At 67.5% G+C, this 14,327-nt stretch carries 14 protein-coding genes; 4 read left to right on the top strand and 10 right to left on the bottom strand.

The genetic code is table 11. The features are described 5' to 3' along the window. Positions 1–26: 26 nt before the first annotated feature. Entirely contained in the window at positions 27–908 is an 882-nt protein-coding gene (locus C1930_RS11530; protein ID WP_108771805.1) for a LysR substrate-binding domain-containing protein, read from the top strand. Between the two features lie 605 nt (positions 909–1,513). Here C1930_RS11530 and C1930_RS11540 read toward each other — a convergent pair. Then, positions 1,514–2,674, bottom strand: a complete 1,161-nt coding sequence (locus C1930_RS11540) for an amidohydrolase family protein (protein ID WP_108771807.1) — start codon at positions 2,672–2,674, stop codon at positions 1,514–1,516. Between the two features lie 171 nt (positions 2,675–2,845). Between C1930_RS11540 and C1930_RS11545 the strand changes: the two genes are divergently transcribed. Then, entirely contained in the window at positions 2,846–3,487 is a 642-nt protein-coding gene (locus tag C1930_RS11545; protein ID WP_108756416.1) for a hypothetical protein, read from the top strand. 74 nt (positions 3,488–3,561) lie between these two features. After that, positions 3,562–4,173, top strand: coding sequence for a GNAT family protein (locus tag C1930_RS11550; RefSeq protein ID WP_108756417.1), 612 nt, complete (start codon positions 3,562–3,564; stop codon positions 4,171–4,173). On the opposite strand, the gene C1930_RS11555 is transcribed toward C1930_RS11550, so the two are convergent. Both C1930_RS11555 and C1930_RS11560 read right to left on the bottom strand, forming a co-directional pair. Continuing rightward, the gene (locus tag C1930_RS11555) at positions 4,170–4,946 is read right to left on the bottom strand and encodes a CDP-diacylglycerol diphosphatase (RefSeq protein WP_108756418.1); all 777 of its coding nucleotides are present in this window, start codon (positions 4,944–4,946) and stop codon (positions 4,170–4,172) included. The two genes, C1930_RS11550 and C1930_RS11555, sit on opposite strands and share 4 nt — an antisense overlap. Positions 4,947–4,996: 50 nt before the next feature. Further along, positions 4,997–5,644 carry a decarboxylase gene (locus tag C1930_RS11560; RefSeq protein ID WP_234412653.1) on the bottom strand — a complete coding sequence of 216 codons (648 nt, stop codon included), beginning with the start codon at positions 5,642–5,644 and terminating at the stop codon, positions 4,997–4,999. A gap of 131 nt (positions 5,645–5,775) precedes the next feature. On the opposite strand from C1930_RS11560, the gene C1930_RS11565 reads away from it, so the two are divergent. Next, positions 5,776–6,072 carry an I78 family peptidase inhibitor gene (locus C1930_RS11565; protein ID WP_108753333.1) on the top strand — a complete coding sequence of 99 codons (297 nt, stop codon included), beginning with the start codon at positions 5,776–5,778 and terminating at the stop codon, positions 6,070–6,072. Positions 6,073–6,159: 87 nt separating this feature from the next. Here the strand turns inward: C1930_RS11565 and C1930_RS11570 are convergent, their stop codons facing one another. The 7 genes from C1930_RS11570 to C1930_RS11600 all read right to left on the bottom strand — a co-directional run bounded on the left by C1930_RS11570 (position 6,160) and on the right by C1930_RS11600 (position 14,196). Then, positions 6,160–7,047: a hypothetical protein gene (locus tag C1930_RS11570; protein ID WP_108771808.1), complete on the bottom strand. Its 888-nt coding sequence runs from the start codon at positions 7,045–7,047 to the stop codon at positions 6,160–6,162. A 157-nt stretch (positions 7,048–7,204) separates the two neighbouring features. Then, the gene (dld, locus tag C1930_RS11575) at positions 7,205–8,932 is read right to left on the bottom strand and encodes a D-lactate dehydrogenase (RefSeq protein WP_108771809.1); all 1,728 of its coding nucleotides are present in this window, start codon (positions 8,930–8,932) and stop codon (positions 7,205–7,207) included. Beyond that, the gene (gene lldD / locus C1930_RS11580; protein WP_108771810.1) at positions 8,929–10,068 is read right to left on the bottom strand and encodes an FMN-dependent L-lactate dehydrogenase LldD; all 1,140 of its coding nucleotides are present in this window, start codon (positions 10,066–10,068) and stop codon (positions 8,929–8,931) included. The genes dld and lldD overlap by 4 nt, the downstream gene beginning before the upstream one ends. Before the next feature lie 18 nt (positions 10,069–10,086). Further along, positions 10,087–10,851 carry a transcriptional regulator LldR gene (gene lldR, locus C1930_RS11585; RefSeq protein WP_108756421.1) on the bottom strand — a complete coding sequence of 255 codons (765 nt, stop codon included), beginning with the start codon at positions 10,849–10,851 and terminating at the stop codon, positions 10,087–10,089. A gap of 53 nt (positions 10,852–10,904) precedes the next feature. After that, positions 10,905–12,563: an L-lactate permease gene (gene lldP / locus C1930_RS11590; RefSeq protein ID WP_108756422.1), complete on the bottom strand. Its 1,659-nt coding sequence runs from the start codon at positions 12,561–12,563 to the stop codon at positions 10,905–10,907. Between the two features lie 301 nt (positions 12,564–12,864). After that, positions 12,865–13,314: an MgtC/SapB family protein gene (locus tag C1930_RS11595; protein WP_108756423.1), complete on the bottom strand. Its 450-nt coding sequence runs from the start codon at positions 13,312–13,314 to the stop codon at positions 12,865–12,867. A 123-nt stretch (positions 13,315–13,437) separates the two neighbouring features. Next, positions 13,438–14,196: an SDR family NAD(P)-dependent oxidoreductase gene (locus C1930_RS11600; protein WP_108756424.1), complete on the bottom strand. Its 759-nt coding sequence runs from the start codon at positions 14,194–14,196 to the stop codon at positions 13,438–13,440. Positions 14,197–14,327 lie beyond the last annotated feature (131 nt).

Genomic DNA, 14,327 nt, shown 5'->3' on the forward strand with positions numbered 1-14,327 from the left:
CAATCATCCAGAAGTGAAATGTTCAAATGGCTGACAGTGCCAAATCGAATAGAAACTTGTTCGAACTGGACTTGCTGCGGGCCCTGGTGATGGTGGCGGACTGCGGCAGTTTCACCACCGCTGCCACCCGTCTGCACTCCACCCAGTCCACCGTCAGCCAGAAGGTACGGCGGCTGGAGGAGCTGGCTGGACACCGCCTGCTGGAACGCGGCCACCGCGATGTGCACCCCACCGACGCCGGCCACACCCTGCTGGGTTACGCACGGCGTATGCTTGATCTGAACGAGGAGCTGGCCCAGGCACTGGCCGGTGCCACGGTGGAAACTGCGGTACGCATCGGCGTGCCCGAAGATTTCGTCAACCCGCAGACCACCCGCATGCTGGCCGCCTTCAGCCGTCGCCACCCGCAGGTGAAGCTGGAAATCAGCAGCGGCCTGAGCCGCGACTTGGCCCATGGTTTCGACCATGGCGAGCTGGATCTGGTGCTGGTGAAGCAGCGCCGCAACACCCGCCAGGCGGTGCACTGCCGGCGCGAGCCGATGCACTGGATCGACAGTGTGCGCAGCAGCAGCCTGCAGCACGATCCGCTGCCGCTGGTCACCTTCCCGCCGCGCGGGCTGTACCGCGACGAGATGATCCAGGCGGTGGAGGCGCTGGGGCTGCGCTGGCGCATTGCGTTCACCAGTTCCTCGCTCAGCGGCATCCAGGGCGCGGTGGCCGATGGCATCGGCATCAGCCTGCTGCCGCGCCGCGCGGTGGGCCGCGAGCATCGCATCATCGATGGCGAACGCAGCCTGCCGGTGATCGACAACTACGAGCTGGGGTTGCTGCACCGCCCCGACGCAGACGAAGCCGTACGCGCACTGGCCGCCGAACTCTGGCGCCAGGTGCAGCGCGAAGCGGAGTAGTTCTTTGTTTGCAGGGCTGCGCCCTGCACCCCTGTAGGAGCAACGTCAAAGGCTGGGTTCCTGGGGGATGGCGGGGCGGTGTGGGTGGGCAGGACACGCCGCAAGTACGTCCGTGTAGGCTCGTAGGCGCCATCCATGGCGCCTGCGGTCCTGCCCACCCACACCACCCCGCCTTCGACAGTTTCCTGCGATCTGACGGAACGGCACGGGGTCGGATCCCGTTGCTGAGCAACGGGCTCTGACCCCCGATTGAAATTGATATCCAACACATGCATCCACGCATGGCGTGGATCTACCAACAATTGTTTCGATAACCGACAGTAGATCCACGCCATGCGTGGATGAATCTCAACCGAAATGGAAAATTTCGAATCGAATTCGAAATGCATCCACGCACGGCGTGGATCGCGCGGGAATCTGTCGGAGGTGGGGCGGTGTCGGAGTGCGGGGTGTCAGCCGCATGGATGCGGCTGCCAAGCCTACAGGGACGTACTTGCGGCGTCCCCGCACTCCGACACCGCCCCGCCACCCCATGCAATGCAGCTGTTGCTGTTGCTCTGGCCGTTGCCGTTGCATCGAGCGGGTGCAGGGCGCAGCCCTGCCAACTACAACCACCGCCCCTGCACGACCACGCGCCGTTCGACCGGTACGCCCGCCACCGCCGCCGGGCCGTGGTCCGCGCGCACTGCCACGAACGTCGCCGGCAGCCCTTCGCCAATGCCGTACTGCGGCAATCCGATCACCTGTGCGGCATGGGTGGTCACCATGTCCAGCGCCAGATCCAGATCCGCATCGGTGTAGAACCCCGAGCGGTAACCCAGCAGCATCGCCCGCTGCAGCAGATCACCATTGCCGTAGGGCCACCAGCAATCGCGGATGTTGTCGTTGCCGGCAAACACCCGTACCCCGGCATCATGCAGCGCACGCAACGGCGGGAACGGGTGGTCGCCCGGTGCATTGCTCATGATCGCCACGCCCGCGCGGGCCAGCGCCTCGCCCACCTGCAGCGCACGCGCCAGCGGCACTTCGCCCAGCGCATAGGCATGGCTGACCGCCACCCGGCCCTGCAGGCCAGCGGCCTGGGTGCGCGCGGCAATCCGCAGCAACTGCGCCAGTCCAGTTTCGCCCGGCTCATGCAGATGGATGTCCAGGCGCACGGCGTGGCGCTCGGCCAAGCCGAACAACAGGGCAAGCTGTGCTTCCGCATCACCGTCCAGCGTGGTCGGATCGATGCCGCCCAACACCTGCACGCCAGCGTCCAGGGCCTGCCGCAGCACCTCGGCGGTGCCCGGGCAGGACATCACCCCGGCCTGCGGGAACGCCACCAGCTGGATCTGCATGATGTCCGCGCAGCGGTCGGCCGCTTCGCGTACCGCCTGCAGATGCTGCAGGCCGGTACTGCCATCAATGTCCACATGGCAGCGCATGGCCACGGTGCCGAAGGCACTGCATTGGCGGATCAGCGCCTCGGCACGCTCGACCATGGGCGCGGCCGCGGCGACGGCGGCCTTTTCCACGGCCAGGCGCTCGCGCAGGCTGGCTACCGGCTGGTGCGGGTGCCAGCGGTCACCGACGAAGCTCTTGTCCAGATGGATATGGCCATCGACCAGCCCCGGCAACAGGGTGAAACCGGCCAGATTGACGCTTTCCGCCCCCTCTGCCGCGCCGCCCGCTGCGTTGATCGCCTGCAGCTGGCCGTCACGGATGTGGAAGTGCAGCGGCGCCCCGTGGCGGTCGACGCCACCATGCACGAACTGAAGGGTCATGGGTTACTCCACAGGCCAGACAAGGGGCCCATCGTGCGCCCACTCGCTGCCATCGGCAAACGAAATATGGCAATGCCACACATTCACCAAAGCGATGCGTCCGTCTCGTCGCCACGCTGCACACACCCCTGAACAGGTAACATAGCGCTCTGTTCCCGCTGTAGATGCCGCATGGGCCCGTCCGACCGCCACGATCGTCTTCGCCGCTGGCAGGCCGCGTCCCTGTTGGCCGCCGCTCCGATCGCCAGCCTGTCCGCCAGCGATGCCGCGGCCACCACCCCGCCGCCCGCGCCCCCCGGCCAGCAGCGCATCGCCGCCGCCGTGCTGGTGGAACGCCTGCACCAGCGGGTGCTCAGTGGCCAGAGCGCCACCGCCACCTTGGAAAGCTGGTGTGCCGAGCACGGCTTGGCCGAGCAGGCGCGGGTGCGTGCGGTACGCGTGCGTGGCCAGGACAAGGCTGCCCCGGCCGATGTGCTGCTCGCGCTGGGTGCAACCGATGGCAGCGCCGTGCACTACCGTCGCGTGCAGCTCGTCTGCGGCAGCCGTGTGCTGTCCGAGGCCGACAACTGGTACCTGCCTGCCCGCCTGAGCGCGGCGATGAACCAGGTGCTGGACAGCACCGACGAGCCCTTCGGCCGCGTGGTCGGGCCGCTCGGGTTCCAGCGCCAGACCCTGGCCGACCAGACGTTCTGGCCGCCACGTGGCGAAGGCAATCAGGGCGTGATCCTGGAAGTACGTGCACTCCTGCGCGACCGCGAGCAGCAGCCTTTCAGCTATGTGATCGAATCCTACGGCGTCGCTGCGTTGCCCTAGCGTACTGGACGCCTGCAGGCGTTTTGCAACGTATTCGATGGTTTCTGCCGGGCCGGCAGGTCACCGTCGAATGCATGTGTACCGAACCCCTTCCCTCTCCCATTCCCGCACTGCACCCGGTCCTGCGCCGGCACCTGCTGCACCTGGCCCACGGCGGCGTGATCGTGCGCCCGCTGCACCGCAATGACCTGAACGAGTGGCTGGGTCTGTGCGTGACACGCCGCGCGCAGCACGGCTTCAGCTGCCGCCCGGACGCCGACGTACAACTGCTGATCGGCGTGCAGCGCTCACGCCTGCAGTTCGACAACGATCAACTGCTGCTGGGCGTGTTCGACGCCAGCAGCCGTCGCCTGGTGGATCAACTGGGCGTACGCCTGCAGTCCACCCAGGCGCGCAGCGCCGAACTGCACCCGTTCTGCCAGGGCCCGTGGCGTGGTGCCGAACGCCTGAGCGACACGCTGCACGCGCTGTGCCCGTTCCTGTTCGAACAGGTGGGCCTGCACCGCCTGTACGTCCTGCTGCCGGCACGGACCCCAACGGCCATCGCATCGGCATGGACCGAAGCGGGCTTCGCCCACGAGGGCGTGCTGCGCGGCCAGCACTACGACGGCCAGCAGTGGCAGGATCGCCACCTGCACGCGCTGACCGCGCCGGAATGGCGCCGCCGCCAGGGCGAGTTGGGCTAGCGCACCCGCTCCAGCGCCTGGCCGGCGCCGGTCAGTACCGAACACGCATGGTCCTGCAGTTCCTCGGCGCTGGCGTCGTTGCCGCTGGCCGGATCCAGTCGGGTCGCCAGCAGCACGAAACCGGGCGTACCCTGCACGTTCTGCCGGCCCGCCACCAGCAGGCTCCACTGGCCGACATCGCCCACGCCGCTCAGCTCATGGGCCAGCAGGTTCAGCGGATTGGCGGTCAGTTCGGCACCGGGCAGCAGGCGCGCCTGGTACTGGTGGCCGCGCAAGGGCACAGGCAGCGACGCCCAGCGGGTTTCCAGCGCAGCGGCATGCGCGTCCAGCGCCTGCAGTACATCGGCGCGCAGGCAGTCCACATGGATATGCAGCTGGTGCTGCGAACGTCCGTGCGGCGAATTCAGCGCCAGGCTGGCCACTTCACGCGGCAGGGCCTGGCCCAGTGCCCGTTCGCTGTGTACGCGGGCCCGCCAGGCCGCAGCGAAATAGTTGGGCACACCGCGCCGGTACAGCACCGGGCTTTCAATGCCGCTCACCTTGTCCAGCGGCATCAGCAGGTACTGGTAATCGCCGTGGGTATCCTTCACCAGCACGTCGCGCCGGTCGGCGGCGGTTTCCACCTGCAGGCAGCTTCCCTGCGGGCCCCGCTCGCTCAGGCAGTCACGCTGGATGACCCGCCACAGCGCATCTGAGTGGGCGGGCGGCGGCGGCGTGCTGGCACAGCCAGCCACGCAGGCAAGGTACAACAGCAGCAACGAACGGGTGAACACGGCGGGTTCCGTACAGGCGGGCCGCCATTCTACCGGCTGCCGGCAACGCCTCAGTAGGTGCCGAACGGCACTTCGACCTGCAGCGGCGTACCGGCAGGCAGCAACTGCAGCGTGTAACGGTCCAGCGCGCCTTCCTCATCGGCCTGCGGCAGACGCTGGAACTTCAGTTGGTACTGCGCCTGGCCCCAGCGCACGGTCGTGCCCGCAGCATCCACCGCGGCACCTTCGGGCAGCAGCAGGCCGCCCAGATCGCTGTACGCGCCAGGCACATCGGCGAAGCGGTAGTCGATCAGCTCGTCCACCCGCTGCATGGCATACACATGCGGCACATACGGTCGCGCGGCGCTGTGCAGATTGCTCAGATCGGCCACCCATACGGCAGGCAGGTGGTACTGCTCGCGCAGTGCATTGACCCCCAGCGATGGACTGGCCACCTGCAGGCAGCACACCGTGCGCCGGCCCTCGCGGTCCAGGATCGCGAACCGGTCGCCGCGGGTGGCCGCCTGCGGCAGCATGGCAAAGGCGAGGTTGCGCTGCGCCGGCTCGTAGCCGGTTTCGGTCTGCAGATTGCGCCAGGCACCGAATGGGGTGCCATCGGCCGCCGGGGCCGGGTCGACCTGCGCGTGGGCGAGCACTGCCGTGCACAGGCACAGCACGCCTGCCAGGATCTGCGCCGGGTGGAACCTGCCTGCCTTCATCTGCGATCACACGCCTGTCGATACACCGGCCACTATGCAGCGTGGCGCCGCCAGCGGCAATGATCGCATCGCTCCCGGCCGCACGGCGGCGGTGCTATGGTGCAGCCAATCCCCTGCGCAGGAGCGCCCGCATGACCGCCATCCGCCTGTCCCTGCTGCTGCCCGCCTCGGCCCTGCTGCTGTCGGCCTGTGTCAGCACGCCCGGCCCGCAGGTAAGCGGCAGCGGCCAATGCAACGCCAGCGCACTGGGCTGGGCCGTCGGGCAGCCGGCCGACGAAGCCAACATGCGCCGCCTGTCACGCGAGAGCGGCGCCGGCCTGGTCAACCCGATCGGGCCGAACACGATCACCACCAAGGACATCCGCCCCGACCGCCTGCGCGTGTACGTGGACAAGGACAACATCATTACCGCCGCCCGCTGCGAATGACCCCGCGCGTGCCCCACGGCCCGCACCCCGGCATGTCGTAGGGTCGAGCTTGCTCGACTGCCTTCGTTCAGTCGAGCAAGCTCGACTCTACCGATCCGTGTAACCCGAACAATCGGGCAATGCCTGGTCCGGCTGGTATGCACCACCCCTGAAGTGGAACATGCGCGCATAGGTGCACGCCGGGACCTGCTCGGTCCGCAGGTCCTTCCTGGTCAGTGGCGCCCTGGCCAATGAATCTTCGTTTCGCGAAACACCGGCCGGAAAACGCGTGGCCACGGTCTGGTAACGCAGCACCGGCATGCCCGTGGCAGCGGCATCCAGCGAAAGCCGTGCCGTGAATCCGTAGGTGTCATGGCACGCCCCGGCGCGCCGCTTCACGTCCTGCTCGCCGAAGCAGGCCCGGATCTCCGCCTCGCCCGTCCACGCCAGGCCCAGCACCGCATCGTCGATCTGGATGCCGTCGTCCAGGTGCCGCACGCGCGCCAACTGCAGGCGCGACGCCTCGGCACCGCCGCCGGAATACATCGTGCTGACCTTGCTGATGCCGCCCACCAGCACATTCTGCCGCGCACGCTGCTGCGGATCGGCTACCGTCTGGTCGGCGCCCACGCCCGGCGCCAGCCGCACGATCCACGGCCATACGGACAGTTCGCCGTCGGGCGGGAGATCGATGCTCACGTGGTAGGCGTGCGGCTCACGCTCGCCCGCCACTTTCTCCAGCACTTCCAGCATGCTCGGCCGCTCGCCGTCCGCAGCGGCCGGCTGCACGCGCACGCACCAAAAGCCATCGCGGGTGCATTCATACAGACCCGAGGGTCCGCCGCGTTCATCCACGCGCAGCACCTGGCCCAAGGGCTCCATCACATTGCCAGCGGCATCGCGCTGCTGCGGAAGAATCGATCCCCGCGCCAGCGCCAGTGCCGGGCTGGCCAGCAACAGCGCGGCCAATGCCGCGTGTGACATCGGGGTGTGCATCATCGCTCCTGCGCATCCGCGCATCCATGCCGAACCCGCATGATAGTAGAGTCGAGCTTGCTCGACTGCTCCGGCTCCGGCATTTCGTAGCGTCGAGCTTGCTCGACTGCTCCGGCTCCGGCATTTCGTAGCGTCGAGCTTGCTCGACTGCCTTCGTTCAGTCGAGCAAGCTCGACTCTACCGAACCGGCGCAATCACACCCGCCCCACCCCTTCGCTTTCGAGGTATGGCCGATGCCGGGGTTGAACGTGTTGCTCGGATCCAGCGACCGATAGAACGCCGCCAGCGCCGGCTTGGCCGGATACAGATGGCCCACGTTGTGCTCGGCCGGATACTCCGCCCCACGCTGGTCCAGCAGTGCCCACATCGCATGTTCGATCGCCATCGGGTCTTCGCCCTTGCGCGCGATGTAGTCCTGGTGGAACACGTGGCACAGGAAGTGGCCGTAGTAGAGCTTGTGCAGCAGCCGTCCGTCGATATCTGCCGGCAGGGTTTCGAACCATTCGGCGTCATCCCGGCGCAGCGCGATATCCAGCGCCACGATGTCCTGCACCTGCGCGCGATGCACTTCGCGGTAGCGCACCGCGGCACCGGCCACCGCGAACCGGTGCAGGAACGCCTTGCGCCCTTCTTCGGCCGTGCAGCGGAAGAAACCGCCCTCATGGTTGGCGAAACACTCGCGCAGCCATCGCTCGGTCTCGGCCGCATCCTGCGCGGAGACCTTCAACAGCAGATGATGCTCAAAGCGCTGGCGGAACTCGCCCATGCGCGGCGGCAGGTGCGAAGGCAGCAGCGTGGTCAACGTCTGCATTACCCGGTCGGTCACGCCGCGCAGCCCGATCCGCTCGAACCAGCCATCCACCCGGCTTTTCAAGGCGAAGGCCGCTGGCACGCGCGCGGTGCCCAGCCGGTCGATCAGCAGGAAGGTGTCCTTGCCGTAGCGCTCGCCGATGTCATAGGCATCACGGTGGATGTATTCCCCCGCGATCGGCAGCCGCTCGAAGCCGGTCAGCAGCTGGCGGCGGATGGCGGTGAGCGTGGCGGTGTGGTTGCTGCCGATGTAGAACACTTCGGCCGCTTCTTTCTCGAACGTGTCCAGGCGCACGGCGAACACCGCCAGCTTGCCGGCAGAGCCGGCGGCCTCGAAATGGCGGCCAGGGTCGGCATTGAAGCGTGCCGGGGTATCGGCATCGACCTGGCGCACGTCGTCGCTGTAGCGCTGGTCGGACGCGGCGCGCCCATCGCCATCGCCCACGTCGGCCGCACTGTACTGCCCGTCCTGCAGGCGCTGCAGGATCTGCTCGGGGGTATCGCCCAGGGCGATGCCCAGGTGGTTGACCAGTTGCAGCCGGCCCTGCGCATCGACCTGTGCATACAGCGCCAGCTCGGTGTAGGCCGGACCACGGCGCACCAGGGCGCCGCCGGAGTTGTTGCAGACCCCGCCCAGCACCGAGGCACCAATGCAGGACGAACCGATCACCGAATGCGGTTCGCGCCCCAGCGGCGCCAGCGTCTGCTCAAGGCGGTCCAGGGTGGCACCGGGCAGGCACAGTACCTGGCGGCCTTCGTTCAACAGCTGGATGCCGGTCAGCCGCAGTGTGCTGACCAGCACGATCGGGCGCCCATAGTCATCGCCATCCGGGGTCGAGCCGCCGGTCAGGCCGGTGTTGGCCGCCTGCAGGATGATCGCCGCGCCGCCCTGCACCGCGGCCTGCAGCACGTGCCACAGTTCCAGCAGCGTACCGGGGCGCACCACCGCCAGCACCGGGCCTTCACCGAAACGGTAGCCGCGGCGGAAACGGCGGGTGGCCTTGTCGCCGGTCAGTACATGGCGGCGGCCGACCGCCTGGCGCAGCTGCTGCAGCACCGCGTCATCGCCGCTCACGGCAGGCTCACCAGTGAATCGCGGCCGATATCGGCAATGCGGCGCGCGCCGGTCAACGTCATCGCCACCCGCATTTCCTTGGCGATCAGGTCCAGCAGGTTGGCTACGCCGGCCTCGCCCTGGGCCGCCAGAGCGTAGACGAAGGCGCGCCCCAGCAACACCGTGTCGGCGCCAAGCGCCAGCATGCGCACCACGTCCAGGCCATTGCGGACGCCCGAGTCAGCCAGGATCTTCAGATCGCCCTGCACCGCATCGGCAATGGCCGGCAGCGCCCGCGCGGTGGACAGCACACCATCGAGCTGGCGGCCGCCGTGGTTGGAGACCACGATGCCATCGGCGCCGAACTTCACTGCATCCCGCGCATCGTCCGGGTCGAGGATGCCCTTGATCACCATCGGCCCCTTCCAGAACTCGCGGATCCATTCCAGGTCCTTCCAGGAAATGGACGGATCGAAGTTGCTGCCCAGCCAGCCGATGTAGTCCGCCAGGCCGGTCGGATGGCCGCGGTAGGCGGAAATATTGCCCAAGTCGTGCGGTCGACCGAACAGACCCACATCCCATGCCCAACGCGGATGGCTGATGGCCTGGCCGATGCGACGCAGCGGCGCATTGGGGCCGCTCATGCCCGAGTGCGCGTCACGATAGCGCGCACCGGGCACCGGCATGTCCACGGTGAACACCAGGGTGGTCACGCCGGCGGCCTGCGCCCGCTCCAGCGCATTGCGCATGAAGCCGCGGTCGCGCAGCACGTACAGCTGGAACCACATCGGGCGCTGGATGGCCGGTGCCACTTCCTCGATCGGGCACACCGACACCGTGGACAGGGTGAACGGAATGCCGCGACTGTCCGCGGCCCGTGCCGCCTGCACTTCGCCACGACGTGCGTACATGCCGGTCAGGCCCACCGGCGCCAGCGCCACCGGCATCGCCAGTTTCTCGCCGAAAAGCTCCGTTTCCAGGCTCAGGTCGGACATGTTGCGCAGGATGCGCTGGCGCAGCGCGATGTCGGACAGATCGGAAACGTTGCGCTTCAGCGTGTGCTCGGCATACGCGCCGCCATCGATGTAATGGAACAGGAACGGCGGCAGCCGGCGTTGCGCTGCGGCACGGTAATCGGTGGAGGCGGAAATGATCATGGGGTCAACCGGAAGTAGTCAGCCGTGCGGGGACGGCAGGCGCGAGGCCCGTGCACGCCGGGCTTCGTTGTCATCGAGCGTGCGCAGCGTGGTGTGCACGAATTCAAGGTGGGCATGCGCGGCCGCGCGCGCACGCTCGGGGTCGCCGGCCAGCACCGCATCCATCATTTCCCGATGCTGGTCGGACAGCGGCGAGAAGGTGCGGGCCGAGGTGTACAGCTTCTCGCGGCTCTGCGAGATGTTGGTCTGCAGCAGTTCGAACAGGCCACGCATCACCTGCAGCAGCACCAGGTTGTGCGACGCCTCGGCAATGGACAGATGGAACGCGGCGTCGGCCTGCGCTTCGCCGGCGGGGTCATCCTTGCCGTGCGCGTCCATCATGGTCTGGAACGCGGCGGCGATGCGCGTGCGGTCCTCATCGGTCGCACGCAATGCGGCGTGCCAGGCCGTGGCGCCCTCCAGTGCATGGCGGATTTCCAGCACGTCGAAGCGGTATTCCGGGTCGCCCTGGAACAGCGGCAGGTACGGCGCCAGCGGTTCATCCAGCGTCTGCCGGGCGCGTGCTGCCGGTGCGGCCACGAAGGTGCCGCCACCCACACGGGCAGTCAGCAGGCCTTGGCTGGCCAGCTGTGCAATGGCCTCGCGCAACGCCGTGCGCGATACGCCCAGCTGCACCGCCAGGGCGCGTTCGGCCGGCAGCCGGTCGCCCGGCTGCAGCTGCTGTTCCTGCACCAGCGCGCGCAGCTGCGCGGCCACCTTGTCCGAAACCCGTTGCATGCTCATGGCGCCATTGTCACCCGAACCGCACGAGGCTGGAGAAGCAGAGCGGCCATGGCTCAGGGAATCATCCAGGTCAGCCAGTAGGCCTGGGCCAGGGTGATCAGGCCGACCATCGTGGTGAAGATCAGGCTGTGCTTGACGGTGAAGCGGAACAGGTCCGATTCCTTGCCGGCCAGGCCCACCGCCGCACAGGCAATGGCAATGGACTGCGGGGAAATCATCTTGCCGGTCACACCGCCAGTGGTGTTGGCCGCCACCAGCAGCACATCGGACACGCCGATCTGCTGCGCCGTGGTCGCCTGCAAGGCAGAGAACAGCGCGTTCGAAGAGGTATCCGAACCGGTCAGGAACACGCCCAGCCAGCCCAGGAACGGCGAGAAGAACGGGAACGCATCACCGGTGTGGGCAAGCGCCAGCGCCAGGGTGGCCGACAGCCCGGAGTAGTTGGCGATGAAGGCAAAGGCCAGCACCATGCCGATGGAATAGATCGGCACGCGCAGCTCGCGCACGGTTTCGCCGAAGGTCTGCAGCGCGGCCTTGGCCGGCATGCGCAGGGCGATGATGGCGATCACCGCGGCCAGGATGATGGCGGTGCCGGTGGCCGAGAACCAGTCAAACTTGTAGACCGCTTCGTAGCTGAGCGGCGCCGGCACGATCGGCGGCATCTTCTGCACCATCTGGTCCAGACCCGGCACCGGAATCTTCAATACCCAGCCTTGCAGCGCACCGCCGGCGGCGAACAACGCCTTGAACGGCTTGATGCTCCACAGCGTGACCATTGCGGTGAGGATCAGGAACGGCGACCACGCCTTGGCAATCTGGCCCACGCTATGGCGCGGTGCCTCCAGCGCCTGCGCCGCGGCCTGGGCACTGGTTTCGGTATCGAAACGGAAGATGCGCACCGGCTTCCAGCGGCGCAGGAACAGGGTCAGGCAGACCAGCGAGGCCAGCGAGGCGGTGATGTCCGGCAGCTCCGGGCCGATGAAGTTGGAGGTCAGGTACTGGGCGATGGCGAAGGAACCACCGGCCACCAGCACCGCCGGCCAGGTTTCCTTGATGCCGCGCCAGCCATCCATGATCGCCATGATCCAGAACAGCACGATGATGGTCAGGAACGGCAGCTGGCGGCCGGCCATCTGGCCGATCTCGAACGCGTCCAGGCCGGTCACCTGCCCGGCGACGATGATCGGAATGCCCATGGCACCGAACGCCACCGGTGCGGTGTTGACGATCAGGCACAGGCCGGCCGCATACAGCGGCTTGAAGCCCAGGCCGACCAGCAGCGCGGCGGTAATCGCCACGGGCGCGCCGAACCCAGCGGCGCCTTCCAGGAAGGCACCGAAGGCAAAGCCCACCATCAGCATCTGCAGGCGCTGGTCTTCGGTAACCGACAGGATCGATGCGCGGATGATGTCGAACTGCCCGGTCTTGACCGAAACCTTGTACAGGAACACTGCGCCGATGATGATCCAGGCGATCGGCCACAGGCCGTAGACGAAGCCATAGCCGGCCGCGCCCAGCGCCTGCGCCAGCGGCATGCGGTAGAACAGCAGGGCCACGCCGAGCGCGATGGCCACGGTAATCGTACCGGCCAGCCAGCCCTTCATGCGCAGCACGGCCAGGGCGACGAAGAAGAAGGCGATCGGCAGCAGCGCGATCAGGCTGGACAACCACAGGTTGCCGGCGGGGTCGTACAGGTGTTGCCAGGGCTGCATGGAAAATCTCGGCGTTGACGGGGAACCCACCGCAGTGGGGCGGTCCGTGGCGTGCGGACATTGGTCGTACCATTGCCCGCAACAAATGCACCACTGATGGCGGATTGAACCGCCATTCCCGCAGGACGCCTATTAGACCATAGCGTTAGTTCTGATTTATTGGTATGACCATTAAGAGAAAGGGTCAGAGCCCCTGCGGGGATCTGACCCTGGGCGCGGCGGGGTCGGATCCCCGCAGGGGCTGCGACCTACATGGCATCGGGATCGGATCCCCGCAGGGGCTCCGACCCCACCCCGGCACTCACAGCTTCTTCTCCACCCGTCGTATCACCGCCAGCACCAGCAGGCACAGCACGCTCACCCCCATCGCGATCACGTACTTGCCAATGCCCACGGCAATGCCGATGGCGGCGGCCATCACAAGAGAACTGGCGGTCGTTAGACCGCTGACCTGGTCTTCGCGGTTGCCACGCAGGATGGTGCCGGCGGCAACGAAACCCACGCAGGCCACCACGGCCTCGATCAGGCGCACCGGATCGACCTGCAGCAGGTCACGGTAGCGCTCCTGCTGGAAATGTTCGGCCACCGAATCGCCCAGGCCGACGATCAGCGCTGCCGCGCCCGCAATCAGCATGTGTGTGCGCAGGCCCGCGGCATGTTTGCCCATCTCGCGCTCGACGCCCAGCACGCCGCCAAACAGCATGGCGGCGGCAACGCGCAGCAGGATGGATACGTCCTGGGTGAGTTCCATCGGCAGGCTCCGGGATTTTCCCGGAGCGTCGCGCGCGGCGCGTGGCACCACAGTGAAGGCGCCCGCACGGGCGGTTCACCCGGTAGCGCCGGGCCCTGCCCGGCGGCACCGCACCTCAGCGCATTACTGCGCCAGGTAACCGCCATCGATCGCGTAATAGGTCCCCGTCGCGAACGAGGCGTCATTGCTGGCCAGCCAGGCCACCAGCGCCGCCACCTCGTCCGGCTTGCCCAGCCGCTTCAGGGCATGCTTGGCTTCCAGCGTGGCACGCGCGTTGGCATCCATCTTGTCCAGCAGCGGCGTGGCAATGAAGCCCGGACCGACGGCGTTGATGCGGATGCCGTCGGCGGCGTGTTCCCATGCCGCAGTCTGGGTCAGGCCCACCACGCCGTGCTTGGCCGCCACGTACGCGGTGGAACCGGCAAAGCCCACCTGGCCCAGGATCGAGGCCATGTTGATGATGCTGCCGCCCTTGCCCGCCGCGCGCATCGCCTGGATCTGCGCACGCTGGCACAGGAACACGCTGGTCAGGTTCACATCCACCACGCGCTTCCAGCCATCAACCGGGTAATCGCCGCTGCTGGCCGCCGGGCCGCCGATACCGGCATTGTTCACGGCCACATCCAGCCCGCCCAGTTCGCTCACCGTGCGCTGCACGGCCGCTTCCACCGCTGCCTCGTCGGTCACGTCCAGCGCGATGCCGATCGCTTCGGCACCCTTGGCCTTCAAGGCCTGTACGGTCGCATCCACGGCGTCCTGCTTCAGGTCCCACACCGAAATGCGCGCGCCCGATGCAGCCAGCAGCTCGGCCACGGCCAAGCCGATGCCGGAAACACCGCCGGTAACGATGGCGGTCTTTCCGCCCAGCTGATAGTCGATCATCTGTGTACTCCACGTGTTGGCAATCGATGCGGGCCTGCCCGCCTGCTCTCGAATCTACGCCGCAACGTGTTACGGAAACGGCACGCGGCGCACCGCCGCCACGCAACGATCCTTCCCATCGCTGCAACGCG

Origin of the sequence: Stenotrophomonas sp. SAU14A_NAIMI4_8, from assembly GCF_003086695.1 — a bacterium.
Lineage (GTDB): Bacteria > Pseudomonadota > Gammaproteobacteria > Xanthomonadales > Xanthomonadaceae > Stenotrophomonas.

Coding starts and splice junctions, on each gene's coding strand:
- C1930_RS11540 (WP_108771807.1), bottom strand. CDS start 2,674: ATGACCCTTCAGTTCGTGCATGGTGGCGTCGACCGCCACGGGGCGCCG.
- lldR (WP_108756421.1), bottom strand. CDS start 10,851: ATGAGCATGCAACGGGTTTCGGACAAGGTGGCCGCGCAGCTGCGCGCG.
- C1930_RS11560 (WP_234412653.1), bottom strand. CDS start 5,644: ATGAAGGCAGGCAGGTTCCACCCGGCGCAGATCCTGGCAGGCGTGCTG.
- C1930_RS11545 (WP_108756416.1), top strand. CDS start 2,846: ATGGGCCCGTCCGACCGCCACGATCGTCTTCGCCGCTGGCAGGCCGCG.
- C1930_RS11600 (WP_108756424.1), bottom strand. CDS start 14,196: ATGATCGACTATCAGCTGGGCGGAAAGACCGCCATCGTTACCGGCGGT.
- lldD (WP_108771810.1), bottom strand. CDS start 10,068: ATGATCATTTCCGCCTCCACCGATTACCGTGCCGCAGCGCAACGCCGG.
- C1930_RS11550 (WP_108756417.1), top strand. CDS start 3,562: ATGTGTACCGAACCCCTTCCCTCTCCCATTCCCGCACTGCACCCGGTC.
- C1930_RS11595 (WP_108756423.1), bottom strand. CDS start 13,314: ATGGAACTCACCCAGGACGTATCCATCCTGCTGCGCGTTGCCGCCGCC.
- C1930_RS11530 (WP_108771805.1), top strand. CDS start 27: ATGGCTGACAGTGCCAAATCGAATAGAAACTTGTTCGAACTGGACTTG.
- C1930_RS11565 (WP_108753333.1), top strand. CDS start 5,776: ATGACCGCCATCCGCCTGTCCCTGCTGCTGCCCGCCTCGGCCCTGCTG.
- C1930_RS11570 (WP_108771808.1), bottom strand. CDS start 7,047: ATGCACACCCCGATGTCACACGCGGCATTGGCCGCGCTGTTGCTGGCC.
- lldP (WP_108756422.1), bottom strand. CDS start 12,563: ATGCAGCCCTGGCAACACCTGTACGACCCCGCCGGCAACCTGTGGTTG.